The sequence below is a fragment of the Aminobacter sp. J44 genome (assembly GCF_007829415.1).
Lineage (GTDB): Bacteria > Pseudomonadota > Alphaproteobacteria > Rhizobiales > Rhizobiaceae > Aerobium.
The window spans coordinates 25,813-51,689 of sequence record NZ_VLJG01000089.1; the positions used below are offsets into that span (position 1 = coordinate 25,813).

At 64.7% G+C, this 25,877-nt stretch carries 25 protein-coding genes; 14 read left to right on the forward strand and 11 right to left on the reverse strand.

From position 1 onward, the window contains the following. Nucleotides 1-11: 11 nt before the first annotated feature. Together L610_RS19610 and cysG are read right to left on the reverse strand one after the other, a co-directional pair. On the reverse strand, nt 12-320 hold the full coding sequence (locus tag L610_RS19610; protein WP_024846506.1) for a DUF2849 domain-containing protein: 309 nt from the start codon (nt 318-320) through the stop codon (nt 12-14). Continuing rightward, complete coding sequence (cysG, locus tag L610_RS19615) at nt 317-1,777, reverse strand: siroheme synthase CysG (protein ID WP_186441629.1); 1,461 nt, start codon at nt 1,775-1,777, stop codon at nt 317-319. Before cysG ends, L610_RS19610 begins: the two co-directional genes overlap by 4 nt. A 195-nt stretch (nt 1,778-1,972) precedes the next feature. On the opposite strand from cysG, the gene L610_RS19620 reads away from it, so the two are divergent. Then, entirely contained in the window at nt 1,973-2,425 is a 453-nt protein-coding gene (locus L610_RS19620) for a host attachment family protein (RefSeq protein WP_024846504.1), read from the forward strand. A 9-nt stretch (nt 2,426-2,434) separates the two neighbouring features. Here L610_RS19620 and L610_RS19625 read toward each other — a convergent pair whose 3' ends face one another. The 5 genes from L610_RS19625 to L610_RS19645 form a co-directional block, all read right to left on the reverse strand. Beyond that, nucleotides 2,435-3,184: an SDR family NAD(P)-dependent oxidoreductase gene (locus tag L610_RS19625; protein ID WP_024846503.1), complete on the reverse strand. Its 750-nt coding sequence runs from the start codon at nt 3,182-3,184 to the stop codon at nt 2,435-2,437. Between the two features lie 61 nt (nt 3,185-3,245). Continuing rightward, on the reverse strand, nt 3,246-5,390 hold the full coding sequence (locus L610_RS19630) for a transglycosylase domain-containing protein (RefSeq protein WP_024846502.1): 2,145 nt from the start codon (nt 5,388-5,390) through the stop codon (nt 3,246-3,248). A gap of 214 nt (nt 5,391-5,604) precedes the next feature. Beyond that, nucleotides 5,605-6,753 carry a PQQ-dependent sugar dehydrogenase gene (locus tag L610_RS19635; RefSeq protein ID WP_034329085.1) on the reverse strand — a complete coding sequence of 383 codons (1,149 nt, stop codon included), beginning with the start codon at nt 6,751-6,753 and terminating at the stop codon, nt 5,605-5,607. Between the two features lie 94 nt (nt 6,754-6,847). After that, on the reverse strand, nt 6,848-8,554 hold the full coding sequence (locus L610_RS19640) for a SulP family inorganic anion transporter (RefSeq protein ID WP_024846500.1): 1,707 nt from the start codon (nt 8,552-8,554) through the stop codon (nt 6,848-6,850). Next, nucleotides 8,551-8,808, reverse strand: a complete 258-nt coding sequence (locus tag L610_RS19645) for a helix-turn-helix domain-containing protein (RefSeq protein WP_024846499.1) — start codon at nt 8,806-8,808, stop codon at nt 8,551-8,553. Before L610_RS19645 ends, L610_RS19640 begins: the two co-directional genes overlap by 4 nt. A 129-nt stretch (nt 8,809-8,937) precedes the next feature. On the opposite strand from L610_RS19645, the gene L610_RS19650 reads away from it, so the two are divergent. Then, entirely contained in the window at nt 8,938-9,288 is a 351-nt protein-coding gene (locus L610_RS19650) for a MarR family transcriptional regulator (protein ID WP_024846498.1), read from the forward strand. Next, nucleotides 9,285-10,145, forward strand: a complete 861-nt coding sequence (locus L610_RS19655; RefSeq protein WP_024846497.1) for an NlpC/P60 family protein — start codon at nt 9,285-9,287, stop codon at nt 10,143-10,145. Before L610_RS19650 ends, L610_RS19655 begins: the two co-directional genes overlap by 4 nt. 591 nt (nt 10,146-10,736) lie before the next feature. Here the strand turns inward: L610_RS19655 and acnA are convergent. Beyond that, nucleotides 10,737-13,427: an aconitate hydratase AcnA gene (gene acnA, locus L610_RS19660; RefSeq protein ID WP_024846496.1), complete on the reverse strand. Its 2,691-nt coding sequence runs from the start codon at nt 13,425-13,427 to the stop codon at nt 10,737-10,739. Nucleotides 13,428-13,697: 270 nt separating this feature from the next. Between acnA and ccmA the strand changes: the two genes are divergently transcribed. The 9 genes from ccmA to rpsP all read left to right on the forward strand — a co-directional run bounded on the left by ccmA (nt 13,698) and on the right by rpsP (nt 20,860). After that, complete coding sequence (gene ccmA, locus L610_RS19665; RefSeq protein ID WP_024846495.1) at nt 13,698-14,309, forward strand: heme ABC exporter ATP-binding protein CcmA; 612 nt, start codon at nt 13,698-13,700, stop codon at nt 14,307-14,309. A 919-nt stretch (nt 14,310-15,228) separates the two neighbouring features. Beyond that, entirely contained in the window at nt 15,229-15,894 is a 666-nt protein-coding gene (gene ccmB / locus L610_RS19670; RefSeq protein ID WP_024846494.1) for a heme exporter protein CcmB, read from the forward strand. Nucleotides 15,895-15,974: 80 nt separating this feature from the next. Continuing rightward, nucleotides 15,975-16,730 (forward strand): heme ABC transporter permease, encoded by a 756-nt coding sequence (locus tag L610_RS19675; protein ID WP_024846493.1) that lies wholly within the window; start codon nt 15,975-15,977, stop codon nt 16,728-16,730. Next, complete coding sequence (gene ccmD / locus L610_RS19680) at nt 16,727-16,891, forward strand: heme exporter protein CcmD (protein WP_024846492.1); 165 nt, start codon at nt 16,727-16,729, stop codon at nt 16,889-16,891. The genes L610_RS19675 and ccmD overlap by 4 nt, the downstream gene beginning before the upstream one ends. Then, on the forward strand, nt 16,888-17,469 hold the full coding sequence (locus L610_RS19685) for a DsbE family thiol:disulfide interchange protein (RefSeq protein WP_024846491.1): 582 nt from the start codon (nt 16,888-16,890) through the stop codon (nt 17,467-17,469). Before ccmD ends, L610_RS19685 begins: the two co-directional genes overlap by 4 nt. Before the next feature lie 139 nt (nt 17,470-17,608). Continuing rightward, complete coding sequence (locus L610_RS19690) at nt 17,609-18,124, forward strand: DUF1236 domain-containing protein (RefSeq protein WP_144707034.1); 516 nt, start codon at nt 17,609-17,611, stop codon at nt 18,122-18,124. Nucleotides 18,125-18,417: 293 nt separating this feature from the next. Continuing rightward, nucleotides 18,418-19,992, forward strand: a complete 1,575-nt coding sequence (gene ffh, locus L610_RS19695) for a signal recognition particle protein (protein WP_024846489.1) — start codon at nt 18,418-18,420, stop codon at nt 19,990-19,992. Between the two features lie 7 nt (nt 19,993-19,999). Then, a complete protein-coding gene (locus tag L610_RS19700) occupies nt 20,000-20,317 on the forward strand; it encodes a chorismate mutase (RefSeq protein WP_024846488.1) in 318 nt (105 codons plus the stop codon). A gap of 45 nt (nt 20,318-20,362) precedes the next feature. Beyond that, a complete protein-coding gene (rpsP, locus tag L610_RS19705) occupies nt 20,363-20,860 on the forward strand; it encodes a 30S ribosomal protein S16 (RefSeq protein ID WP_144707036.1) in 498 nt (165 codons plus the stop codon). A 464-nt stretch (nt 20,861-21,324) separates the two neighbouring features. On the opposite strand, the gene L610_RS19710 is transcribed toward rpsP, so the two are convergent. Next, nucleotides 21,325-22,029 carry a pyrimidine 5'-nucleotidase gene (locus L610_RS19710; protein WP_024846487.1) on the reverse strand — a complete coding sequence of 235 codons (705 nt, stop codon included), beginning with the start codon at nt 22,027-22,029 and terminating at the stop codon, nt 21,325-21,327. A gap of 154 nt (nt 22,030-22,183) precedes the next feature. Between L610_RS19710 and L610_RS19715 the strand changes: the two genes are divergently transcribed. Beyond that, complete coding sequence (locus tag L610_RS19715) at nt 22,184-22,963, forward strand: GGDEF domain-containing protein (RefSeq protein WP_024846486.1); 780 nt, start codon at nt 22,184-22,186, stop codon at nt 22,961-22,963. A 61-nt stretch (nt 22,964-23,024) separates the two neighbouring features. Next, entirely contained in the window at nt 23,025-23,930 is a 906-nt protein-coding gene (locus L610_RS19720) for a DMT family transporter (RefSeq protein WP_024846485.1), read from the forward strand. 18 nt (nt 23,931-23,948) lie between these two features. Here the strand turns inward: L610_RS19720 and L610_RS19725 are convergent, their stop codons facing one another. Together L610_RS19725 and argB are read right to left on the reverse strand one after the other, a co-directional pair. Continuing rightward, nucleotides 23,949-24,836, reverse strand: coding sequence for an SDR family NAD(P)-dependent oxidoreductase (locus tag L610_RS19725; protein WP_024846484.1), 888 nt, complete (start codon nt 24,834-24,836; stop codon nt 23,949-23,951). A gap of 28 nt (nt 24,837-24,864) precedes the next feature. After that, the gene (gene argB, locus L610_RS19730; protein WP_144707038.1) at nt 24,865-25,761 is read right to left on the reverse strand and encodes an acetylglutamate kinase; all 897 of its coding nucleotides are present in this window, start codon (nt 25,759-25,761) and stop codon (nt 24,865-24,867) included. Between the last annotated feature and the right edge of the window lie 116 nt (nt 25,762-25,877).

The window sequence follows — 25,877 nt, forward strand, 5'->3', positions numbered from 1 at the left end:
TCAGCTTGCACTCAGGCTGCGACGGCGATGAAGCGCTCGGCCTGCTTGCCTAGGTCGCGGCGGTTGGTCGGACCGGCGGCGCGGATGCGCTCGCGCAGGCGCACCGGGCGCACCACGCCGTCGACGAGTTCGACATCGATCAGGTTGACGTCGACGACCTCGTTCTTACAGAGCGCAGCCTTGCCCGCGCGGATCAGCTTTTCCTCGGTTGCCTCGTCGAGCGCGATCTCCGCGCCCTGGATCGTCGGGGTCCATGAATGGTCTGCGGCAAGCCAGACGGCTTCGCCATTGGTAAGGCGGTTCGCAGTCAGAACTTTCATCGCATCGTCCTTTCAAGGTTGCTGTGGGCGCTGTCGCGCCGGGCAATCGGTTCCGAGTTGCGGAAGTTGGCGCCGGCGACGGCATCGCCGATGATCGTCATCACCGGGCCGGTCAGGTCCTCGCGGCTCTCGAGGCCGGGAAGGTCGGCAAGCGTGCCGTGGAACAGGCGGCGGTGGGGCAGGCTCGCATTCTCGACGACGGCAACCGCCGTGTCAGGCGAAAGCCCTGCGTCGGCAAGGTACTGGGCCACTTCGGCCGCGTTGGAGCGCCCCATATAGACGACGACAGTCGCGCCATCGATCGCAAGTTTTGCCCAGTCCGGCAGCGCGCCGCCCTTGAGGTCATGACCGGTGGTGAACACCATCGACGAGGCAACGCCGCGCAGCGTCAGCGGCAGGTCGAAATCGGCGGCGGCGGCAAAGGCAGCGGTCACGCCCGGCACCACCTCGTAGGAGATGCCTGCCTCGCGCAGCGCCGCCATTTCTTCGCCCGCACGGCCGAACACCAGCGGATCGCCGGACTTCAGCCGCACCACGCGCTTGCCCTTGCGGCCGAGCTCGACCAGCAGCTCGTTGATCTCGTTCTGGCTCTTCGAGTGGCAGCCCTTGCGCTTGCCGGCATAAATGCGCTCGGCATCCCGGCGCCCGAGTGCAACGACCGCTTCCGGCACCAGCGCGTCATGCACGATGACGTCCGCTTCCATCAGCAGGCGGTGCGCACGCAGGGTAATCAGGTCTTCGGAGCCCGGACCGGCGCCAACCAGCACAACATGGCCCTTTTCCGGCGCGCCAGAAAGCAGCCGCTCGGCGGCGCGACTGGCTGCCTCGTCGTCCCCGGCGGTGACGGCACGTGCCGGCTCACCTTCGAAGAACGACTTCCAGAAGTCGCGGCGCGCGGCCCCGCGCGGCACGATCCGCTCGACGGCATCGCGCCAGGACGCGGCAAGCTGAGCCAGCCTGCCGAGTGCCGGTGGGAGAATGCGATCGATGCGCGAGCGGATGATCTGGGCAAGCACGGGACCCGCACCCTCGGTGCCGATGGCGATTGCCACCGGCGCGCGGTTGATGAGGGCCGGGGTGAAGAAGTCGCAAAGTTCCGGCCGGTCGACAGCATTGACCGGAATGTTCGCTGCGCGGGCGTCGGCGGCCACGCGCGCGTCGAGTTGCGCCCCGCCGCTGGCAGCAAACACCAGCGCGACGCCGAACAGGTGCGAGGTGCGGTAGCTTTCGCGGATAATCTCGACACCGTTCTCGCCCGCCCATGCTTCCAGCGCCGGTTCCGGATTTTTAGCAACGATCTTGAGCTCCGCTGAGCTCTGGGCGATCAGGCGTGCCTTCGCCAGCGCCTCGTCGCCTTCGCCGACGATGACCACGGCTTCACCTTCAACCCGCATGAAGATCGGGAAGGTGTTGAGCCGTTGAACTTGCGGCAAGGAATTGAGGGCACGAAGGGACATGCCCGAATACTCGCCGTTGCGGAAGAAAATCTGAAGGAACCTTCTCGCGCCACTTCATGAAAGGGGAAATCGCTTTTCTTAGATTCCGCTAAATGCCGAAAAATGAGTGCACGACTTCGCCTAAGTTAAGCCGGAACATCCGGTGGAGGCCGGAGTTCAACTTCGAAAGACCTTCAGCAACGAGAGGAGCGGAACATGCCTGCTATTCGTCTTGAACGCGACGCCTGGGTGGTGGTGGCCGATGGGGAGAAGGCACTTTTCCTGCGCAACGAAGGTGATGTCAGGAAGCCCGACCTTCAGGTGTTCCGCGAGCTGGTCGAGGTCAATCCGCCGACCCGCGAGCAGGGTGCGGCTCAGCCCGGCCGCTTCAGCGGCGGCGCGAGCGCCCACCGCAGCGCGCTGGAGGAAACCGACTGGCAGCGCATCGGCAAGGAGCGTTTTGCCAAGCAGATTTCCGAGCGCCTCTACAAGTCCGCGCATCGCGGCGACTATGACAAGCTGGTGATCGTCGCGCCTCCGCTCGTTCTCGGCGAAATTCGCAAGGAGATGCACAAGGTGGTGGCGGAAAGGCTCATCGGCGAGGTGCCGAAGACCCTTACCAACCACACCATCGAGGGTATCGAGAAGCTCTTGTCGGAAGACTGGTGATCTTCGCCGTCAGACGTGCTGGCCGCCGTTGATGTGGATCTCGGCGCCGGTCACGTAGGACGCCTGCTGCGAGCAGAGGAAGTAGATGATGTCGGCGACTTCGCTGGTCGAACCCAGCCGCCGCATCGGAATCGTCTCAACAATCTTTTCCGTGCCGGGCGACAGGATCGAAGTGTCGATCTCGCCTGGCGCGATCGCGTTGACGCGGATGCCGTGCGGGCCGAAGTCGGCGGCCATCTCGCGCGTCAGCGACGACAGCGCCGCCTTCGACGTCGCATAGGCCGTGCCGGCGAAGGGGTGCACGCGCCCGCCGGCAATGGACGAGACGTTCACCACGGAGCCCTTGGCGTTGGCCAGTTCCTTGAACAGGCCGCGCGCCAGCATGATCGGCGCGAAGAAATTGACCTGGAAGACGTCGCGCCAGACATGCATCGGCGTCTCGATCGAGTTCATGCGCTTGCCGCCCTCGAGCTTTGGCGAGATCGCCGCATTGTTGACGAGCGCGTCGAGCGCGCTGCCGTCCTTCATCAGCCGGTGGCGGATTTCCGCAACCGCCGCGCCGACGTCCTCCGGGTCCGAGAGGTCCACCTTGATGTGGTCCTCGGGACCGGACGGCCAAGGGCAGTTTTCGGCAAACGGCTGGCGCGAGCAGGTGATGACGCGCCAGCCCTCGCGCGAGAAGCGCTTGACGGTTGCGTGTCCGATGCCCCGGCTCGCGCCGGTCAGTACGATCGTTTTCCTGCGAGTCTCTTCAGCCATGTTCGGATCTCCCGCGAGCTATGTAGCCGAGGCGGACCATTTAGGCGAGAGCGGCAAAACGTCAGTTTCCGAGGATGATGTCCATGATCGAGCCGATCCGCCCGCCGCCCTGCGCCGCTGGCTGGACCGAACCGGTGGGTGCGGTGGCAACGTTTCCGCCATCCGACGACTGGCTCAGCACACTCTCGATGTCGGACAGCACCCGGCCGTTCCAGCCGCCCGGCAGCTGTGCCACCGGCACGCCCTCATGCGCGGCGGTCATGAAGTCGTGCCAGGCTTGCGCCGGCAGCTGGCCGCCGGTCAGTCCCTTGGTCGGGCTGCCGTCGTCATTGCCGAGCCACACGCCGGTCGTCAGGTTCGCCGTGAAGCCGACGAACCATGCGTCACGCGAATTCTGCGACGTGCCAGTCTTGCCAGCCGCCGGCCAGCCGAAGGCGGCGCGCTTGGCCGTGCCTTCCTTCACGGCGCCGGCCATCATTGAGTTCATCATGCCAATGATCTCGGCGCGGGCAACGCGCGGGCCCATCGACGCCTTGTGCTCGTAGAGCACCTCGCCCTTCGCCGTCTTGATGCGGCGCACGAAGTGGATTTCAGGGCGGAAGCCGCCATTCGAAAACGGCACATAGGCGGACGTAAGTTCGAGCGGCGTCACTTCCGAGGTGCCGAGCGCGATGGAAAGATTCGGCTCGAGGTTGGACTGGATGCCCATGCGCCAGGCCGTCTCAACGATCGCCGCCGGGCCGACCTGCTGCGCGAGCTGCGCCGCAACCGAGTTCACCGACCGCGCCAGCGCTGTCGAGAGCGGGATCTGGCCGTAGTACTTGTCGTTGAAGTTCTTCGGTGCCCATTTGCCGATCTTGATCGGCGCGTCGTTGACGATCGTGTCCGGGAAGTAACCATTTTCGAGCGCCGCCATGTAGACGAACGGCTTGAAGGCCGAGCCCGGCTGGCGCTTGGCTTCCGAGGCGCGGTCGAATTGGCTGGTCGCGTAGTCGTAGCCGCCGACCATGGCGCGCACGGCACCGCTCGCGTCGATCGAGACCAGCGCGCCCTGGCTTACATTGTGCTTCTTGCCCTCCGCATCGATCACGTTGCGGATCGCGCCTTCGGCAAAGGTCTGCAGCACCAGGTCAACCGTTGTCTCGACGACGATGTCGGTGCGCACTTCGCCGATCAGCTCCGGCAGCTCCTCCATGATCCGGTCGGCGACGTAGTTTTCGGAACCTGTCCAGAAGGCGGGCGCGCGCACGGCTGGCGCGTTCATCGCCAGCTGCAGCTCGGCATCGCCGATCATGTTTTCCTCGCGCATTGCGGCGAGCACCAGCTTGGCGCGCTTTTCCGCCGCTTGCGGGTCGCGCGCGGGCGACAGGCGCGACGGCGCCTTGAGCAGGCCAGCAAGGAGAGCGGCTTCGGAGAGCGAGACGTCACGCGCGGATTTGCTGAAATAGCGCCGCGAGGCAGCCTCGACGCCATAGGAACCCGAGCCGAAATAGACCCGGTTGAGATACATTTCGAGGATCTGGTCCTTGGTGTAGGTGCGCTCCAGCCAGAAGGCCATCAGCACTTCCTGCACCTTGCGCTCGATGGTGCGCTCAGGTTTCAGGAACAGGTTCTTCGCCAGCTGTTGGGTCAGCGTCGATCCGCCCTGGCCAAGCCTGCGGTCAACGATGTTGGACACGAACGCGCGGGCAAGGCCGATGGGGTCGACGCCGAAATGCGAGTAGAACCGGCGATCCTCGATGGCGATCACCGCTTGCGGGATGAACGGCGACATTTCGTGCAGGCCGATTTCCTCGCCGCCGGTCATGCCGCGATTGGCGACCAGCTGGCCGTTCATATCGATGATTCGTACGTTCGGCGGTCGGTCCGGGATCGACCAGGTGGTCGCGGCCGGCATCTTCGCGCCGATATAGGCGACGAGGCCGACGCCCGCGATGCCGGCCCAAAGGCACAGCACCATCGACCAGTAGGCGGCGGTCTTCAGGAAACCGAAGAAGCCGCGCCGTTTCTTGCGGCCGCGTCCGCCCTTGCGCGCCGTTCCCGCCGGTTCGCGGCGGGAAGAAGCCTTTGAACTGCCGGATTTTGACCTGGGCTGCGTCGGCACGACCCGGTCTTCCTCGCTCACGAAGAAGCCGCTTTTCGGTTCATCCGCCCCGAAAGCGTCGAAGCTCGGTTCGATTCGTGCAGGTTTCTTACGGTTGGCCATCCGCCCCGGTATCCAAAACGACCCTAGAGTCGGTCGCACTGGAACCTAATCCGGGCATTTTAATGGGCAGTTAAGCCTGTCCTTGCATACATTGTTCGATATTTGTTGACAGACTGTTGACTGAAAAAATGAAGATGATGTAGAAGGTAGTTCTCAGGCAACGAACCTCGCCGATCCCTTGGGTAAGGCGGGGTTCATTGCGTTTGGGCGGCTGTCATTCCGCCGGGGCAATCCGCAGGATCATCCCGTTGTCCTCGTCCGTCGCCACGTAGATCGCTCCATCCGGTCCCTCCGCCACGTCGCGGATGCGGAAATCGAGATCCTCCAGCAGCCGCTCCTCGTGCGTGACCTTCTCGCCGTCGAGTTCGAGCCGCACCAGCGCTGTCGAGGCGAGGCCGCCGACGAACAGATTGCCCTGCCATTTCGGGAAGGCGTCGCCGCCGTAGAAGATCATGCCCGATGGCGCGATCACCGGCGTCCATTGGTAGATTGGATCTTCCATGCCGGGCGCCGAGGTGCCCTCGCCAATCCGCGGCCCGTAATATTCGCGGCCGAAGGTGACGACCGGCCAGCCATAGTTCGCGCCCGGTCGGATGATGTTGAGCTCGTCGCCGCCGCGCGGCCCGTGCTCGATCTCCCACAGCACGCCGGTTTCCGGATGCAGCGCTGCCGCCTGCGAATTGCGGATGCCGTAGGCGTAGATCTCCGGCAGCGCGTCGCTGCGTCCGACGAACGGGTTGTCGTCAGGCACGCTGCCGTCGGGATTGATGCGCGCGATGGTGCCTAGGTGCGTCGTCAGGTCTTGCGCGTGGTCGCGAAACTGCCGGTCGCTGCGCTCGCCCATCGTCACGTACAGGTGTCCTTCATTGTCGAACACCAGCCGCGAGCCGAAATGCGCGGTGCTCTCCACCTTCGGCTGCTGCGAGAAAATGACCTCGACGTTCTCGAGCGCGGTGCGGTCTTCGCTGAGCCGCCCGCGCGCGACCGCGGTGCTGTTGCCGCCTTCGCCTGCTTCCGCAAAGCTCAGATAGACCAGCCGGTTGCTGCCGAAATCGGGATCGAGCGCAACGTCCAGCAGGCCGCCCTGGCCGCGCGCGTCAACTTGCGGCGTGCCGCTGATCGGCTCGGACTTCGACCCGTCCGCCTTCACGACCCGCAGATTACCCGGCCGCTCGGTGACCAGCATGTCGCCATCGGGGAGGAACGCGATCGCCCACGGATGGTCGAGCCCTTCCGTCACCACCGTGACGAGGATCGCGCCCTTTTCCGTGTCAAACTGGTTTTCCTGTGCGAATGCCGCGCCGCCGGCTCCAACCAGCGCCGCGACTGCGGCCACGCTTGCCTTGAGGATTGATCGAACCATTCCGCTTCCTTCCCTTGTTGGATAGTAGCGAAAGGAAGGAAGCGTGCTATCGATCCGGCGCTCACAAATTTGTGTCCGCCAGGACGTTCGTCCCTCAGGCGGCCTCGACTTCAGCCTTGCCCCCGATCTCCTCGAGCGCCTCGTCGATCGACGGGTAGAACTCGACCAGCGGCTGGCGCACGCCATTGGCGATCAGCAGCCGGCGGACGTTCGCCGACGCGCCGGTGATGATGACGCGCACGTCCTTCTTATGCGCCTTGCGCACCGCGCCCTCGACCACGTTCGCCGCCGTCGAGTCGATCAGCGGCGCGCCGCTGAAGTCGAGGATGAAGTTCCTGCGCTGGTCGGCGATGCGGTCGAGCACGGAGCTCACCATCGACGCGGTGCCGAAGAAGAACGCGCCCGAGATGCGGTAGATGACCGTGTTCGGGTCGTCCGCTTCATGCGGGTCGTAAGGCTTCCTGCGGCCGTTGGTGCTGTCCGGCTTGTCCTCCTCGACCGAGACGGCGGTCGACATGCGGTGGATGAAGAGCAGCGCGCCGAGCACGAAGCCGACGACGATGCCTTCGGTGAGGTCGCGGAAGACCACCAGCAGGAAGGTCACGGCGAGCACCACCGCATCGCCCCAGGAGGACTGCACCAGCGCCTTGATCGCCTCGCGCTCGATCATGTTGAGCGAGACGACGACCAGCACGCCGGCAAGGGCCGCCAGCGGAATGTGCGCGGCAAGCGGTGCCGCCACCAGCATGAAGCAGAGCAGGAACGCCGAGTGCAGCATGCCCGAGATAGGGCCGCGCGCGCCGGCACGCACATTGGTTGCCGTGCGGGCGATGGTGCCGGTGACCGGCACGCCGCCGAACAGCGCCGAGCCGATATTGGCGACGCCCTGCGCCACCAGTTCGCAGTTCGAGCGATGGCGCCGCCCGCTCATGCCGTCGGCCACGACCGCCGACAGCAGCGATTCGATCGCGCCGAGCAGGGCAAAGGCGATCGCGTCGGGCAGCACGGCCTGGATCTTTTCGAGCGAGATCGCCGGGATATGCGGCGCCGGCAGGGTGCGAGGAATGCCGCCGAAGCGCGTGCCGATCGTCTCGACGCCAAGGCCGAGGAGCGGCACTGCCGCCGCCGTGACCGCAACGGCGATCAGCAGGCCCGGCCAGGTCGGCTTCCACTTCTTCAGGCCAAGGATGATGCCGATCGTCGCGATCGCGATGCCGACCGCGGCGGGCGTCACCGTATTGGCCGCGCCCACCAGCGCTTCGAGCTTCGGCAGGAATTCCGCGGGCTCCGGGCCGTCCAGCGTCAGGCCGAACAGGTCGCGCAGCTGGCTCGACAGAATGATGATGCCAATGCCGGCGGTAAAGCCGATCGTCACCGGATAGGGGATGAACTTGATGTAGGTGCCGAGCCTGAGATACCCGATCGCCAGCAGGAAGAAGCCGGCCATGAAAGTCGCGAGCAGCATGCCGTCGAGACCCTGGCGATGCACGCACGAGGCCACCAGCACGATGAAGGCGCCGGCAGGGCCGCCAATCTGGAAGCGGCTGCCGCCCAGCAGCGAGACGAGGAAGCCGCCGACGATGGCGGTGTAAAGGCCCCGGTCGGGCGAGACGCCGGAGGCGATGGCGATCGCCATCGACAGGGGCAGGGCGACGATGGCGACGGTCAGACCCGCCAGCGCGTCGTCGCGGAGGGCGGAAAGGCCGTAGCCCTCGCGCAGCACCGTGACCAGCTTGGGAGTAAACAAATCGCGGAAACTCGCGGCTGGCGTCATTTGTCCTGCGCGACTGTCTTGCGTCATTTTATCGAAGGCTCCTTCAACCGGACGCCGCGTCCTCCGGCGTCGCTCGTCTGGTTCTCGCCGATGAGCTGGATGCCGGCGCGGTCGAGCGCCTCGATCACCTTCATCAGCGTGTCGACATTTGCCCGGACCACCCCGTCGCTCGCTTCCATCCGCTGGATCGTCGGCAGGGACACGCCTGCCATCTCGGCCAGGGTCTTCTGGTCGATCTGGGCAAGGGCCCTCGCGGCGCGCATCTGGGTGGAAGTGATCAAAACAAATGTCCTGCAACTCATTTATGATGTTTCATACATAAGTATGCGCGCTTCACATGTAAAGGGACATGTCCCCATAGCTGCTCCCTCGGAAACGGAAGCGAAACGAATTGCCGCTACGTAATGGTCATGGCTATCGTGATGCGCCCCAGCCAGTCGCTGCGGCTCTGGCAGCAGGTGATGCTGGCGGAGGTGAGGGGAGATTTTCACGACCTGACGATGCGCCAGATGGCGATCCTGCTCACCATCTATCTCGATCCGCCGCCGCACACGGTGCGCTCGCTCGCCGAAAAGCTCAACGTATCGAAGCCGGTCATCACCCGGGCTCTGGACACGATGGGTGCAATGAAGCTTGTCTCGCGTCATCGCGATGAAAAGGACAGGCGCAACGTGCTGATTCGACGTACGGTGGAAGGTGCGCTCTATGTCGAGCGCATCGGCGATGTCATCATCGACAAGGCTGCGGAGCTTCCACTTTGACCTCTCTCGACCGACGACTGAACGCTTTCCGGCCCGACCTTGCCGACGCGCGCCTGAAGGGGCAGGTCGAGGCCAGCCGCTTCGTGGAGGGCCGCCCGATGCAGGTGGCGATACCCGTCCTCGACATCCGCAACGCGCCGCGGCCGGATGCCGGCCAGGACACCCAGCTCCTCCTCGGCGATCGCGTCCGCGTCTTCGAGGAGACCGAAGGCTTCGCCTGGCTGCAGTCGGAGCGCGACGGTTATGTCGGCTATGCCTCCAGCGCCGGCCTTGCCGAGATTTCCGCCGAGCCGACCCATGTCGTCGCCGTCCCGCGAACCTTCTCCTACCGCGAGCCGGACATGAAGAAGCCCGCGACCGGTTGCTATTCGCTCGGCAGCCGCTTTCACGTCGCCGGCACCGCCGAGACCCGCGGCCTCGGATACTGCGTGCTTGCCTCCGGCGAGGCCCTGGTTGCCTCGCATCTGCGCCCGATCGACCACGTATCCAGCGACTTCGTCGCGGTCGCCGCGATGCTCGAACGCACACCCTATCTCTGGGGCGGCACCAGCGCCTTCGGCATTGACTGCTCCGGCCTCGTCCAGCTGTCGATGCGCATGGTGGGCCGCACCGTCCTGCGCGACACCGACATGCAGGCTAGCTCGATCGGCGAGCCCATCGAGATCTGCGACGACCTCAGCGGCCTTCGCCGCGGCGACCTCGTCTTCTGGAAGGGCCACGTCGCCATCTTGGTCGACGAGGAAAACATCATCCACGCCAACGGCCACACCATGTCGGTCGCCCGCGAACCGCTCCGCCAGGCAGTCGACCGCATCGCCTACATTTATGGCAAGCCGACGGGCTTTCGCCGGCCGTAATCTGTTTGCTCCGCTGGTTTGCCGGGGAAGTTCCGGCATGGATCGTCGGCTCGAGGCCGACGATGACGAAGCTGGTACGTATTCGGGCAAACACGACCGTCGCCGAGCCGCGCCGCCGGCGGCGCCGCCCGGACATTTCCTCCTCGTCATCCTCTGCTCAAGGCCGACGATGATGAACCTGGTACGTACTCGTTCAAACACGACTGCCGCAGAGCCGCGCCGCCGCAAAGGTTTTTCGGACACCTCCTCCTCGTCATCCCCGGCCTTGAGCCGGGGATCCAGGCCTGAACGCATCGGCCGCGCGGGGCGGTGCAAACATAGCTGCTGGGCCGTCTCTGAGCGCTGACCGCCGCTGAGACCACAACCATCCCCCAAACGAAAAATCCCTCCCCGTTGCCGGGGAGGGATCAGACTGCTGACAAAGTTCCGCGAGCCTTCAAATCAGGCTTGTTGATTCCGATCCGTTCTCACTTTGAATCTGAGACGTTCCGTGAATCTCGGGCTCCGGAAAGGTGCGTCGAGGGTTTGTCAACAAACTGATCCCTCCCCGTTGCCGGGGAGGGATCTTCATTTTCGCTATCCGCGAGTGGCTTAGGCAGCCAGGTCGCGCAGAACGTACTGCAGGATGCCGCCGTTCTTGTAGTAGTCGAGCTCGTCGAGTGTATCGATGCGGCAGAGCACCGGAACCTCGCGGACGGTACCGTCGGCATAGGTCACCTTGGCCACCATCTTCTGGCGCGGCTTGATGTCCTCGATGCCTTCGATGTCGACAGTCTCGTCGCCCTTCAGGCCAAGCGAAGCCCAGCTCGTGCCCTCTTCGAGGGTGAACGGGATAACGCCCATGCCGACGAGGTTCGAGCGGTGGATGCGCTCGAAGGACTGCGCGATCACGGCGCGGACGCCGAGCAGGTTGGTGCCCTTCGCAGCCCAGTCACGCGACGAGCCGTTGCCGTACTCGACGCCGGCGAAGATGACGAGCGGCACGCCCTCGGCCTTGTAGCGCATGGCGGCGTCGTAGATCGACAGCTCTTCCTTCGACGGATAGTGGATCGTGTAGCCACCTTCCTTGCCGTTTTCGCCGAGCATGTGGTTGCGGATGCGGATGTTGGCGAAGGTGCCGCGCATCATCACCTCATGATTGCCGCGACGCGTGCCGTACTGGTTGAAGTCGGCAACGGCAACGCCGTTATCGGTGAGGTACTTGCCAGCCGGCGAAGCAGCCTTGATCGAACCGGCCGGCGAAATGTGGTCGGTCGTGATCTTGTCGCCGAACAGGCCGAGGATGCGTGCGCCATTGATCGGGGCAACCGCGCCGGCCTGCTTCGGCATGCCGACGAAGTACGGCGGGTTCTGCACGTAGGTCGACTTTGGATCCCACGCATAGGTCTCGCCCGACGGAGCCTGGACCTTCTGCCAGTTCTCGTCGCCCTTGAAGACGTCGGCGTACTTCTTCGCGAAGATGTCGCGGGTCACGTACTGCTCGATGAACTCGTTGATCTCCTGCGAGGTCGGCCAGATGTCCTTCAGGTACACCGGCTGGCCGTCAGCACCCTCGCCGAGCGGCTCGGTGGTCAGGTCCTTGGTGACGGTGCCTGCGAGCGCGTAGGCGACGACGAGCGGCGGCGAAGCGAGGTAGTTCGCCTGGACGTCCGGAGAGACGCGACCCTCGAAGTTGCGGTTGCCCGAGAGCACGGCGCCGGCGATCAGGCCCTTCTCGTTGATGGTCTTCGAGATCGGGGCTGGGAGCGGACCGGAGTTGCCGATGCAGGTGGTGCAGCCGAAGCCGACGAGGTTGAAGCCGATCTGGTCGAGCTCCTTCTGCAGGCCAGCCTTCTCCAGGTACTCGGCAACGACCTGCGAGCCAGGAGCAAGCGAGGTCTTGACCCACGGCTTCTGCTTCAGGCCCACGCGGTTCGCGTTGCGGGCGAGGAGGCCAGCGGCGATCAGCACCGACGGGTTCGAGGTGTTGGTGCACGAGGTGATCGCGGCGATCACGACGTCGCCATGGCCGAGATCGAAGTTCTCGCCCTCAACGGCATAGCGCTTGGCCGTGTCGACCGTCTTCTTGTACTCGTTCTCGAGCGCGACCGCGAAGTTCTTGGCAATGTCCTGCAGCGGAGCGCGGCCTTCCGGACGCTTCGGGCCGGCCATCGACGGAACGACGGTGCCCATGTCGAGCTCGAGCGTGTCGGTGAAGACCGGATCCGGCGTGTCGGCATCGCGCCACATGCCCTGAGCCTTCGAGTAAGCTTCGACGAGCGCGATGCGGTCGGCGGCGCGGCTCGAAGTGGTCAGGTAGCGGATGGTTTCCTTGTCGACCGGGAAGAAGCCGCAGGTCGCGCCGTATTCCGGACCCATGTTGGCGATGGTCGCGCGGTCGGCGAGCGTCATGTTGGACAGGCCCGGGCCGAAGAACTCGACGAACTTGCCGACGACGCCCTTCTTGCGCAGCATCTGGGTGACGGTGAGTACGAGGTCGGTCGCGGTGACGCCTTCCTTCAGGCTGCCGGTCAGGCGGAAGCCGATGACCTCAGGCAGGAGCATGGAGACCGGCTGGCCGAGCATGGCAGCCTCGGCCTCGATGCCGCCGACGCCCCAGCCAAGGACGCCAAGGCCGTTGACCATGGTGGTGTGCGAGTCGGTGCCGACGCAGGTGTCCGGATAGGCGACGGTGACGCCGTCCTCTTCCTTCGTCCAGACGGTCTGGGCGAGGTATTCGAGGTTGACCTGGTGGCAGATGCCGGTGCCGGGCGGCACGACGCGGAAGTTGCGGAACGCCTGCTGGCCCCACTTGAGGAACTTGTAGCGCTCTTCGTTGCGCTGGTACTCGAGTTCCACGTTGCGGGCGAACGACAGCGGGTTGCCGAAGTCATCGACGATGACCGAGTGGTCGATGACGAGGTCGACCGGAACCAGCGGGTTGATCTTCTGCGGATCGCCACCGAGAGCGGCGATGCCGTCGCGCATGGCGGCCAGGTCCACCACTGCCGGAACGCCGGTGAAGTCCTGCATCAGGACGCGAGCCGGACGGTAGGCAATCTCGACCCCGGCGGTACCCTTGTCCACCAGCCAGGCGGCAACGGCCGAGATCGATTCCTTGGTGACGGAGCGGCCGTCTTCGTTGCGAAGCAGGTTCTCCAGCAGAACCTTCATCGAGAAGGGCAGGCGGCTGACGCCTTCCAGGCCGTTCTTCTCGGCTTCGATCAGGCTGAAATAGGTGTACTCCTTGTCGCCCACGGAAAGGGTGCGGCGGCAATTGAAGCTGTCGAGTGAGTTGGACACGTGCGATCCTCAAAAACGTCGTTTGCCGATCGGGTAACGGACGCCTGTGGCATGCTAACACGCGCAAAGGTGCGGGTACGGTCATTTCCGCTGTCCGCTCCCATGCGACCCGGCCGTTCAAGGCGGCGCGCGCGCTGGTTCGGCGCAAATTAGTTTCCGTGCCGACCGCTGGCACGGTTGCCCCGCATATAGAGAAGTTCTTAAAATGATTCTAGTGGATTTGCTGATCCGCAGCGGTTTTGCTGCGTGCCGGAACGAAAGCGGGTGACAATGCGGCTGATCGCCGAAAACCTTTGCGGGGAGCGCGGCGGCGAGCCGGTTTTTTCAGGGATCGACTTCCAGCTGGGCAGCGGCGAGGCCCTCATCGTCACCGGCGCGAACGGCTCCGGCAAGTCGACTTTGCTGCGAATCGTCGCTGGTCTGCTGCCTGCCGCGACAGGGTCGATTCGCCTCGACGGCTGCGATCCGGAAGAGTTTCCCTCCGTCGCTTCCGCCACCCACTATCTCGGCCATGGCAACGCGATGAAGACGGCGCTCACGGTCGAGGAGAATTTGCGCTTCTGGCGCGAGTTCAACGGTTCGCCGCACCTTGCCATCGACGAAGCGCTCGACATGGTCGGCCTGCCCCAGGTGGCGAGCCTTCCTTACGGCTATCTTTCGACTGGGCAGAAGCGCCGCATCTCGATTGCCAAGCTTCTGGTCAGCTACCGGCCGGTCTGGCTGCTCGACGAGCCGACCGCCGGCCTCGACAAGGCGTCCGAACACCAGTTTGCGGCGCTGATGCGGGCCCATCTCGAGGACGGCGGCATCATCGTCGCCGCCACCCACATTCCTCTTGGCCTCGAAGGGGTGATGACCCTGCCGATGACGGAGCGCCACTGATGGCGGCGCGGGCCGGACAGAATGTTCTGGCTGACAGGGGCGGTGCGGGTTCGGAAGTCCGTCTTCGAGCGGTGGTTGGGGAGTTCAATGGTGACGCCAACCTGCGCGGCGAGGCGAGAGGGACGAGCCACATCCTCCAACGCGCCGAAGTGAGGGATGCGAGGCTGACCCCCACCCCTAACCCCTCCCCACAAGGGGGAGGGGAACGTTGGCAATCGCCGGCGTCTGGCTTGGTTTCAGGGTCGTGCGTTAGTCGCTCCCCGACGCGCACGGTTCCTTCGCAGGGACAAATTTCCTCGCGGACACGCCTGACGTCTCAGGATAAGCTCCAAAATCCCCGTCCCCCTTGTGGGGAGGGGTTAGGGGTGGGGGTACGTTTCCCTTCCATTGCCGACCCGCTTCCCCGCTTCGGCCGAAGGGGTAGAAATAGGGATTGTCCGCCCCTGTCCCTCACTGAGCTGAAACCGAAGGGCAAGCCGACTTCTGCCGAATTGGGACCGTCGAATTCCACCCCCACCCCTAACCCCTCCCCACAAGGGGGAGGGGAATGTTGGCAATCGCCGGCGTATGGCGTGGTTTCAGCGTCGCGCGACAGTCGCTCCCCGACGCGTGCTGTTATCTCGCAGGGACAAATTTCCTCACGGACACGCCTGACGTCTCACGACAAACTCCAAAATCCCCCTCCCCCTTGTGGGGAGGGGTTAGGGGTGGGGGTAACCTCTCTCGCGACTTCCGCGCCCTTCCGTAACAAGTACTCGCCGCGTGGGGGCTCGCTCCACATCTCCCATGAACCCGAAACAGTCGGTGTTGGTGTGGCTTCCCAACTCGGGTCCCGATCCCACGTGACACCCGCCCCGCGTTCCGTGCTAGAAGCCCTGCCGCACGCCCGTCACTCCATTCACGTCACTGCGGCCCGACCATGCTAGCGCTTTTCATTCGCGATCTTCGCCTTGGCGTTCGCGCCGGTGGCGGGGCGCTGGTCGGCGTCCTGTTCTTCCTTGCCGTTGTGGCGGTGGTGCCGTTCGGCGTCGGCCCTGACCTTAACCTGCTGGCGCGCATCGGCCCGGCGATCCTGTGGATCGGGGCGCTGCTCGCCTCGCTGCTCGGCCTCGACCGGCTGTTCCAGGCCGACCGCGAGGACGGCTCGCTCGACCTTCTGATCCTTGGCGAAAGCCGGCACATGCTGGCGCTGACCGTGCTGGTCAAATGCCTCGCCCACTGGGTCTCGGCCGTGCTGCCGCTGGTAGTCGCCTCGCCGCTTCTCGGCCTCTTCATGAACATGGAGCCGCTCGGCATCGGTGCGACAACCGTGACGCTCCTTGCCGGAACGCCCGCCATCGCCTTTATCGGCGCGGTGGGTGCGGCGGTCGCGGTGGCGCTGCCGCGCGGCGGCCTGCTCGTATCCGTGCTGGTGCTGCCGCTCGCTATCCCGGTTCTCATCTTCGGCGTCTCGGCCGCCTATGGCGCGGTGAACGACCCCGAGCCGTTCCTGCCGCCCTTCCTGATCCTCTCGGCATTGACGATGTTCTTTGCCGTTCTGGGGCCGGTCGCCGCCGCTTTTGCGCTCAAGTCCAACGTCGACTGAGCCTTGACGCGCGAAAACGTCTCACGCGGGTTTGATCTGCGCCAATTGCGCCAGCGTCGGCCGCGGTTTATCTAGCGCGCATGACCGAGACAGCAGCAAGTTCCGGCCGGTGGATGGATCTGGCCAACCCGACGCGGTTCGTCACGCTGGCCGACCGGCTCGTGCCGTGGCTGGCGGTGCTGTCTGCCGTGGTGCTGGCCGTCGGCATCTGGCTCGCCTTTGCCGCGCCCGAGGACTACCAGCAGGGCATCACCGTGCGCATCATGTACATCCACGTGCCGTTCGCGTGGCTGTCGATGATGTGCTACTCGATCATGGCGCTGTCGTCGCTGGGCACGCTGGTGTGGCGCCATCCGCTCGCCGACGTTTCGGTGAAGTCAGCAGCGCCGATCGGCGCCGTCTTCACGCTGCTTGCGCTTGCTACCGGCTCGATCTGGGGCAAGCCGATGTGGGGCACCTGGTGGGTGTGGGACGCCCGCCTGACCTCCGTCTTCGTGCTCTTTCTTATGTATCTCGGCATCATCGCGCTCACCCGCGCGCTGGATGATCCGGGCCGCAGCGCCCGTGCCGCCGCGATCGTCACGCTGGTCGGCTTCGTCAACATTCCGATCATCAAGTTTTCCGTCGAGTGGTGGAACACGCTGCACCAGCCGGCGTCGGTCATCCGCCTCGACGGCCCGACCATCCATCCGTCGATGCTGTGGCCGCTGTTGATCTGCGCGCTCGGCTTCACGCTGCTGTTCTTCACTCTGCATCTGATGGCCATGCGCACCGAGATCTGGCGCCGCCGCGTCTCGTCGATGCGCAAGATCGCTGCTCGGGAGGCCGGCCGATGAGCGCGCACGCTCTTTATGTTCTGTCGGCCTATGGTGTTTCGGCGATCGGCCTTGCCTTCCTCGCCGCCTGGATCCTGATTGACCAGAGGGCTCGCAAACGTGAGCTCGCCGAGCTCGAGGCCGCGGGCGTGCGCCGCCGCTCAACGAAGGCAGCATCATGAGCGAGCAGGTCGAAAATCCGGGCCGCCGCCGCTGGCTGCTCCTTCTGCCGCTGGCGCTGTTCCTGGCGCTTTCCGGCGTGTTCCTCGTCCAGCTGCTGTCCGGCCGCGACAGCTCGGTCATTCCGTCCGCGCTGATCGGCCGCGAGGCGCCGGTGACGTCGCTGCCCGCGCTCGACGGCATCAACCTGCCGGGCTTCGACCCGGCGCAGTTCGCCGGCAAGGTGACGCTGGTCAATGTCTGGGCCTCATGGTGCGCGCCCTGCCGTCAGGAGCATCCGCTGCTGATGCAGCTCGCCGCCGACGGCCGCTTTGATATTGCCGGCCTCAACTACAAGGACCAGCCGGAGAACGCCCGCCGGTTCCTCAATGAGCTGGGCAATCCCTACACGCTGATCGGCACCGACGATTCCGGCCGCGCCGCGATCGAATGGGGCGTCTACGGCGTGCCGGAGACCTTCCTCGTCGGCAAGGATGGGCGCATCGCCTACAAGCATGTCGGCCCGTTTTCCCCCGAGGTCGTGACGCGCGAGCTGATGCCGCAGATCGAGAAGGCGCTTGCCGCCGGCGCCTCGAGCTAGGTCGCAGCGCCCCCCTTCCGCCTCAATGAATTTGTCCTGCCGGCTGGCGTGAAAATGTGATCGCGGCCCCTGCAAAGGCTTGGAACATCATCTCTTCCTGTCCGTTTGGTGCGCCGAGGGAGGCCCAAAGGAGAAGAAGATGAAAGCCAAGCTTTTCACCTCGGCTGCGGCAGTTGCTCTGTTTGCGATGGCGGGTTCCGCGTTTGCGCAGCAGGCCGTCGTCGCTGCCTCGGACCTCGACGTCAGGGCAGGGCCCGGATCAGAGCATCAGGTCGTCGGCATCATTGCGGCGGAATCCGAAGCAACCGTCCTCGGCTGCGACCGCGTGAGCGGCTGGTGCGAGGTCGAATCCGGCCAGGTCGCCGGCTGGGTCAACTCCGAATATCTCGATGACCTTGGTCCGGACATCTACATCAACGAAGGTCCGGTCGGCAGCATCCAGAACATCGAGCCTGGCGCGCCGGTCATCAGCTACATCGAGTCCAACCGCTACGATCCGGTGCAGGTCGAAACCGAGATCCGCGTCGGCGAAGTTCTTCCGGGCGACGTCGAGCTGCACGCGATCCCCGACTACGAGTATCGCTACGTGTACGTGAACGACCGGCCGGTGCTGGTCGAGCCGGACACGAGGCGCATCGTCTACATCGTCCGGTAGGCCCCTCAAACTGACGGGCGATGTTGGAGCCGTCGGCTGTTTGCAGCCGGCGGTTTTCCATTTTTCTTGACTCCGGTCAGCTTTTCCTGTCTACAGCCTCGAAATTCAGCGACGAGTGACAACTCCGAGCCACCGACCAGGACGGTCTTCGCAGTGAGAAGACAGTGATCCCGGAGGTCAACACCCGGCAGCGCGATGCGCCCCCGGGTGCCCACTGGCTTTGGAGTTTGGCATCCTGCCGCTGAGGTATTACCTCTCTGGCGAGATCATTCGGCAGGGAACGGGAAAAGCGGATGTTTGAATCACTTCAGGAACGCCTCGGATCCATTCTGAACGGCCTTACCGGCCGTGGTGCGCTCTCGGAAGCCGACGTCTCGGCGGCGCTGCGCGAGGTTCGCCGCGCGCTGATCGAGGCTGACGTCGCGCTCGAGGTCGTGCGTTCCTTCACCGATCGCGTCCGCGCCAAGGCGGTCGGTGCCGAGGTCCTGAAGTCGATCAAGCCCGGCCAGATGGTCGTCAAGATCGTCCATGACGAGCTGGTCGAGATGCTGGGCTCCGAGGGCGAGACGATCGACCTTAATGCGCCGGCTCCCGTCGTTATCATGATGGTCGGCCTGCAGGGTTCGGGTAAGACCACCACCTCCGCCAAGATCGCCAAGCGGCTGACCGAGCGCCAGGGCAAGAAGGTCCTGATGGCCTCGCTCGACACCCGCCGTCCGGCCGCCCAGGAGCAGCTGCGCCAGCTCGGCGAGCAGACCGGCGTTTCGACGCTGCCGATCGTCGCCGGCCAATCGCCGGTCGAGATCGCGCACCGCTCGGTGCAGGCCGCGAAGCTCGGCGGCTACGACGTCGTCATCCTCGACACCGCCGGCCGTACCCACATTGACGAGCCACTGATGATCGAGATGGCGGAGATCAAGGCCGCCTCGAACCCGCACGAGATCCTGCTGGTCGCCGACTCGCTGACCGGTCAGGACGCCGTCAACCTCGCCCGCAATTTCGACGAACGCGTCGGCGTCACCGGCCTGGTGCTCACCCGCATGGACGGCGATGGCCGCGGCGGTGCGGCCCTGTCGATGCGCGCCGTCACCGGCAAGCCGGTCAAGCTCATCGGCGTCGGCGAGAAGATGGACGCGCTGGAGGAATTCCATCCCCGGCGTATCGCCGACCGCATCCTCGGCATGGGCGACATCGTCTCGCTGGTCGAGAAGGCGGCCGCCACCCTCGACGCGGAAAAGGCCGCGGCGATGGCCAAGAAGATGCAGTCGGGCAAGTTCGACCTCGACGATCTTCTCGATCAGCTGCGCCAGATGCAGAAAATGGGCGGCATGGGCGGCATCATGGGCCTGATGCCCGGCATGGCTAAGATGAAGGACCAGATTGCCGCCGCTGGCCTCGACGACAAGATGTTTGCGCGCCAGATCGCCATCATTCAGTCGATGACGAAGGAAGAGCGCGCCAATCCGGACCTTCTGAAGCACTCGCGCAAGAAGCGCATCGCCGCCGGTTCCGGCACCGATGCCGCGCAGATCAACAAGCTTCTGAAGATGCACCGCCAGATGGCGGACATGATGAAGGCGATGGGCGGCAAGGGCAAGGGCGGTGGCATGATGCGCGCCGCCATGGGTGGCCTTGCCTCCAAGATGGGCCTTGGCGGCCTGATGGGCGGCGGCATGCCCGACCTTTCGAAGATGGACCCCAAGCAGCTCGAGGCCCTGCAGAAGCAGGCCGAGGCAGCTGGCCTTGGCGCAGGTCTGCCGAAGAGCCTGCCCGGCGGTCTTCCGGGTGGACTTCCCGGCGGCGGCCTTCCGGGTCTGCCTGGTGGATTGAAGCTTCCCGGCCTGCCGGGCGGCGTGAAAAAGAAGTGAGGGGGCAATGACAGAAGACACGGCCAGGTCGCCTTACGAGCAGCTCGCCGAGTACCGCATCTCGATCGACAACATCGATGCGGCGCTCGTCCACATGCTCGCCGAGCGTTTCCGCTGCACCAAGGCAGTGGGCGTGCTCAAGGCCAAGTACGATCTGCCGCCCGCAGATCCGGCCCGTGAAACGCAGCAGATCGCGCGCCTGCGCCAGCTGGCTCAGGACGCGCGTCTCGACCCGGATTTCGCTGAGAAGTTCCTGAACTTCATCATTCGCGAAGTCATCCGCCATCACGAGGCAATTGCCTCGGAGAAGGAATCCCTTTCCTGAATTCAACGGAATGCCTTTAGGCCAGAACATCTAGGAGAAACGAACATGGCACTGAAAATCCGTCTTGCCCGCGCTGGCTCCAAGAAGCGCCCCTACTACCACATCGTCGTTGCCGACCAGCGCGCCCCGCGCGACGGCCGCTTCCTCGAGCAGCTCGGCTCGTGGAACCCGATGCTGCCGAAGGACGGCCAGCGCGTCGTGCTGAACGAAGACCGCATCAAGCACTGGCTGTCGACCGGCGCCCAGCCGACCGACCGCGTCGCCCGCTTCCTGGCTGACGCCGGCCTCGTTGCTCGCGAAGCCCGTAACAACCCGACCAAGGCTATCCCGGGCAAGAAGGCCCAGGAGCGCATCGCTGCTGCAAAGCAGGCCGAGGAAGAGGCTGCCGCCAAGGCTGCCGNTTTTTGTTTTCGGGCGGGGTTTCCTTCTGGCGCCCGATCACGCCCCGTCTGTGGACTCGAACGCGCCTTTTGTCTTCCCGGCGGGTCGGCCTTAGATTTCTTGCCGGAACGTGCACTTCCTCTGCAGAGCCAACCGTCGTAAGGATTTGGGGCTGCGCCCCTTCGCCCGCTCCAGCCTCCTCCGCTTCTGGGTGCGCCTCCCGCGTCTGGAAAGGTTCCGCGCGACCGCAAGCGGAACCCTCTGCTCCTGCCCTGCAACGTCTCCGGCATGGATGGCCGGGTCAAGCCTGGCCATGACGAACGGGAGAGGCGACAGGAAGAGGAGAGCCCTCCTCATCGTCTCCCATTGCGGAACACACGACTCTCGATGCCAACGGCGGGGCGAAGTTATGGATGATGCATTTCCACTTCGTCATGGCCGGGCTTGACCCGGCCATCCGTGCCTGAACGCTGAAGCCGCACCGGCGTTACGGAACGACGTGATGACATTGCCCCGCGGATCCTCCCCCATTTATGGGGGAGGGGGACCATGCGAAGCATGGAGGAGGGGGCGTGCTCGTGCGCCCCCATAACAGTACCATGCGCCGGATCCGCCACCGGCCGCCGCTACAGCCCCGCAAGGATCGTGTTGAGGAAGCCGGAGAGGTTGTCGGTCACGTAGTCGACATCGTCCTCGTGCTCGGGATCCTGCTCCCAGATCTCCGAGAAGGTCGGCTCGAAATTGTTCGGCACGATCAGCACCGTCGTCATGCCGAGCGCCTTGGGGACCGAGAGGTTGCGCGCGAGATCCTCGAACATGACCGCGTTCGGCGCGTCCACCCGGTGGATGCCGAGGAACTTGTCGTAGGGCTCGCGCGCGGGTTTCGGCACGAGGCCGGCCGCGACGATGTCGAAAATGTCGTCGAAATCGTCGAGGATGCCGAGCTGGCGCGCGGTGTTTTCCGCGTGCCGCCGGTCGCCATTGGTGAAGATGAACTTTCGCCCGGGCAGCTGGCGGATCGCCGCGCCCAGCGCCGGGTCCGGCTGCACCCAGGAATAGTCGATGTCGTGCACCTTGTTGAGAAAATCGTCCGGATCGATGCCGTGGCGCGTGATCAGCCCGTTCATCGTCGTGCCGTATTCGCGGTAAAGCTCTTTCTGCACCTTGCGCGCCTCGTCCCGCGGCAGCTGCAACAGCTCGGCCACATAGGCCGTCATCTTCACGTCGATCTGCGCGAACAGGTTCGTGTGATGCGGGTAGAGCGTGTTGTCGAGGTCGAACACCCAGTCGGTGACATGGGCGAAGCGGGCGGGATCGGGTGCGTTTGTCATGGCCACTGCCTAGCCCATCTGTGGCCCGGAATGAAGGCCGCTGCCGGGCGGCGACAAGGAAATGCGGCCGATCGTTCAAATTTGATCTGTTAGCGAAATCGGCGCGCAACAAGAATCTGGCATTCCGCTGGGGAAGTTCCCGAGAGTGCCGCCGATGTTTTCCCTGCTCGCCCGCGCAGCCATCTTTTCGATCATCGCGACGATGCTCGCTCTGTTCATGATCGTGCGGCTGATTCCGCTCGCGGGCGGCGAGGTCGATTTCAGCGCGGTTCCAGTCAAGATCTTTTGCCCGTTCGTGGTGATCTTCGCCGGCAGCGTCTATTTCCTGCTGCAGAAGCGCAAGCTTCGCCAGGCGATCTCGGACCTCACCTTTGTGCATGCGCAGCTTGCCGAGACGCATGCGGAGCTCGCCGCCGCCTACGCGCAGCTGGCGGAAAAGGCGCGCCACGACGAAATGACGGGCCTCCTCAACCGCGAGACCTTCTTCAAGGCATTCGGCAACACCCGCCGCCGCAGCGATACCGGCGCGCTGCTCATCGTCGACGCCGACAATTTCAAGTACATCAACGACACCCACGGCCATCAGCAGGGCGACGTCGCACTCCTCCTGATCGCCGACGCGATCCGCCGCTCGGTGCGCGAAAACGATATTGTCGGCCGCATTGGCGGCGAGGAGTTCGCCGCCTTCCTGCCGGGCGCGAGCGTCGAGGATGCGATGCTGGTTGCCGAGCGCATGCGCATTGCCGTCGAGGAACTGCGGTTCCATCCGGGCGAGGGCAAATACCTGCCGCTGTCGGTCAGCATCGGCGCGACGCGGTTCCGCCCGAACGTGGCGCTGGCAGAGATGATGCGCGAGGCGGACATTCGCCTCTACGAGGCCAAGCGTCGGGGCCGCAATCGTGTCGTCTTCGATATCGTCCGCGAGGCTGCCTGAGCGACGAGGCTTGTCAGGAGAGCCTTAAAGCGCCTAAGTCGCTTCACCGACTGGGGGCGACATGGAACTCTGGATACCCATCACCATCGCCGCGGCCTTCCTGCAGAACCTGCGTTCGGCCGCGCAGAAGCACCTCAAGGCCGTCATGGGCACGACCGGGGCGACCTTTGTGCGCTTCGGCTTCGGTGTTCCGTTTGCCTGCCTCTATCTCTGGCTGCTCGCGACGGTCGGCGGCTATGATGTTCCATCGGCCAACGGCACCTTCCTGTTCTGGGTGGGCGTCGGCGCATTCGGCCAGATCGCGGCGACCTTCCTGCTCATTCACCTGTTCTCCTACCGCAACTTTGCGGTCGGCACTGCCTATTCGCGCACCGAGCCCGCGCAGGCAGCGCTGTTCGGGCTGATCTTCTTCGGCGAGACGATCACGGCGGGCGTTTTGTCCGCCATCGCCATCAGCGTCTTCGGCGTGATGCTGATCTCGGTCGCGCACATGGAAATGAGCTGGCGCAATCTCGTCGCCTCGGTGTTCGCTCGCAATTCGCTGATCGGCCTTGCTTCCGGCACCCTGTTCGGCATTTCGGCCGTTGCCTACCGCGCCGCCTCTCTGGCACTTGGCGGCCCGAACTTCGCGATGCAGGCGGCCGTCACGCTGGTGTGGACGATCTGCCTGCAGACGATCGTCATGGCCGGCTGGATGATGTGGAAGGACCGTGCCGAGATCGGCCGCATCGCGCGCGCCTGGAAGGTGTCGCTGTTCACCGGCTTTGTCGGCTCGACGGCCTCGTTCGGCTGGTTCATGGCGATGACGCTGCAGCAGTCCTCGATCGTCAAGGCGCTGGCGCAGATCGAGATGCTGTTCACCTTCGCGGCCTCGGTGTTTTTCTTCAAGGAGAAGATCAACCGCTACGAGACGGTCGGCTGCATCCTGATCGTGCTCGGAATCGTCGTGCTGGTGCTCACCCGCTAGGGCGGCGCTTGGCGAGGATCAATTCTTCGCCAGCCTTGCCGCCTCGGCCTTGGCGAGTTCGTGCTCGAGCTGTCGGAAGCCGGTGTCCGGCTCGAACTCGTTGTCGCGGTCCATGACCTCTTCCCAGCGCTCGACCAGCCGTTCGGCGACGTCCGGGCCGTCCTCGAGGAAAACGCCTTCGGTGAGCGTCACATGGGCGGTCTCGAAGCTGCCGCCGCCGGCAGCAAGCACCACGCGCGTCGGCGCGTCCTCGCGCACCAGCGCCAGTACCGCGGGGCTCACCCGGTGCGGCTCGAGCATTGCCAGCTGCTCCGGCGGGAACAGGTCGCCGACCATCCGCGTCGCGGCGGTGGGCGCAAGGCAGTTGACGCGGATGTTGTACTTGGCGCCTTCGAGCGCCAGCGTAAGCATCAGGCCCACCAGCCCCATCTTGGCGGCGGCGTAGTTCGCCTGGCCGAAATTACCGTAGAGGCCTGAGGACGACGTCGTCATGACGATGCGGCCATACTTGCGCTCGCGCATGTGGTCCCACACCGCCTTGCAGCAGTTGGCGGCGCCCATCACGTGCACGTCGAGGACCAGCCGGAAGTCGGCGAGATCCATCTTGGCGAAGCTCTTGTCGCGGATGATTCCGGCATTGTTGACGAGGATGTCGATCTGGCACCAGCGCTGCAGCGTCTCGGCGACCATCGCCTGCACGGCGTCGAAGTCGGTCACTGATGCGGCGAAGGGAAACGCCTCGCCCCCTGCCGCAATGATCTCGTCGACCACCTTCTGCGCCGGTTCGGCGTTCATGTCGTTGACGACGACCTTCGCGCCGCGTCGTCCCAGGAGCAGGGCATGTTCGCGTCCGAGGCCCGAGCCAGCGCCCGTGACGATTGCCACCCGCCCAGTCAGATCGATCATGCCATGCTCCTTGGAATGTTGTCCTTGCTTACGGAACGATCAGCGTTCCGGCGCCGTGCTCCGTGAACAGCTCGAGCAGGACGGAGTGCGGCGTCTTGCCGTTGAGGATGACGACGCCTTCGACCCCGCGCTCGATGGCCTCGATGCAGGTCTCGACCTTCGGGATCATGCCGCCCGAAATCGTGCCGTCGGCGATCAGCGCGCGCGCTTCCGCCACCGTCAGCTCGTCGATCAGCTTCTTGTCCTTGTCGAGGACGCCCGGAACGTCGGTGAGGAAGAGGAGACGCGAGGCGTTGAGCGCGCCTGCGATGGCGCCGGCAAAGGTGTCGGCATTGATGTTGTAGGTGTGGCCGTCGCGGCCCGGTGCCACCGGCGCGATCACCGGGATCATCTCGGAGCGGGCCAGCAGGTCGAGCAGCGKGCGGTCGMCCTCGMCCGGCTCGCCGACGAAGCCGAGATCAAGCACCCGCTCGATGTTGCTGTCGGGATCCTTCACGGTCTTCTGCGCCTTCTCGGCGAAGACCATGTTGCCGTCCTTGCCGCACAGGCCGATCGCCCATTCGCCCTCGGCGTTGATGAGCGCGACGATCTCCTTGTTGATCGAGCCGGCCAGCACCATCTCGACGATCTCGACCGTCTTCTGGTCGGTGACGCGCAGCCCGCCCTCGAACTTCGATTCGATGCCCATCTTGTTCAGCATGGCGCCGATCTGCGGGCCGCCGCCATGCACGACGATCGGGTTGACGCCGGACTGCTTTAGTAAGGCGATGTCGCGCGCAAAGGCGCGGCCGAGCTCAACATTGCCCATCGCATGACCGCCATATTTCACCACGACAGTCTTGTTCTCGTAACGCTGCATGTAGGGCAGCGCCGCCGAAAGAAGGCGGGCCTGCTCTTCGGCGGTGGCAAGCTGATCGGTCGTCATCAGAACCTCGGGCGTTTGGCGGGCAATTGCTGGACTGGGGTCTTAGCCCCAAATAAATCCCCCCGCAATTGCTTGCGCCAAGGAAGCATGCCGCCGTGGTGCTGGATTCGCCGTGG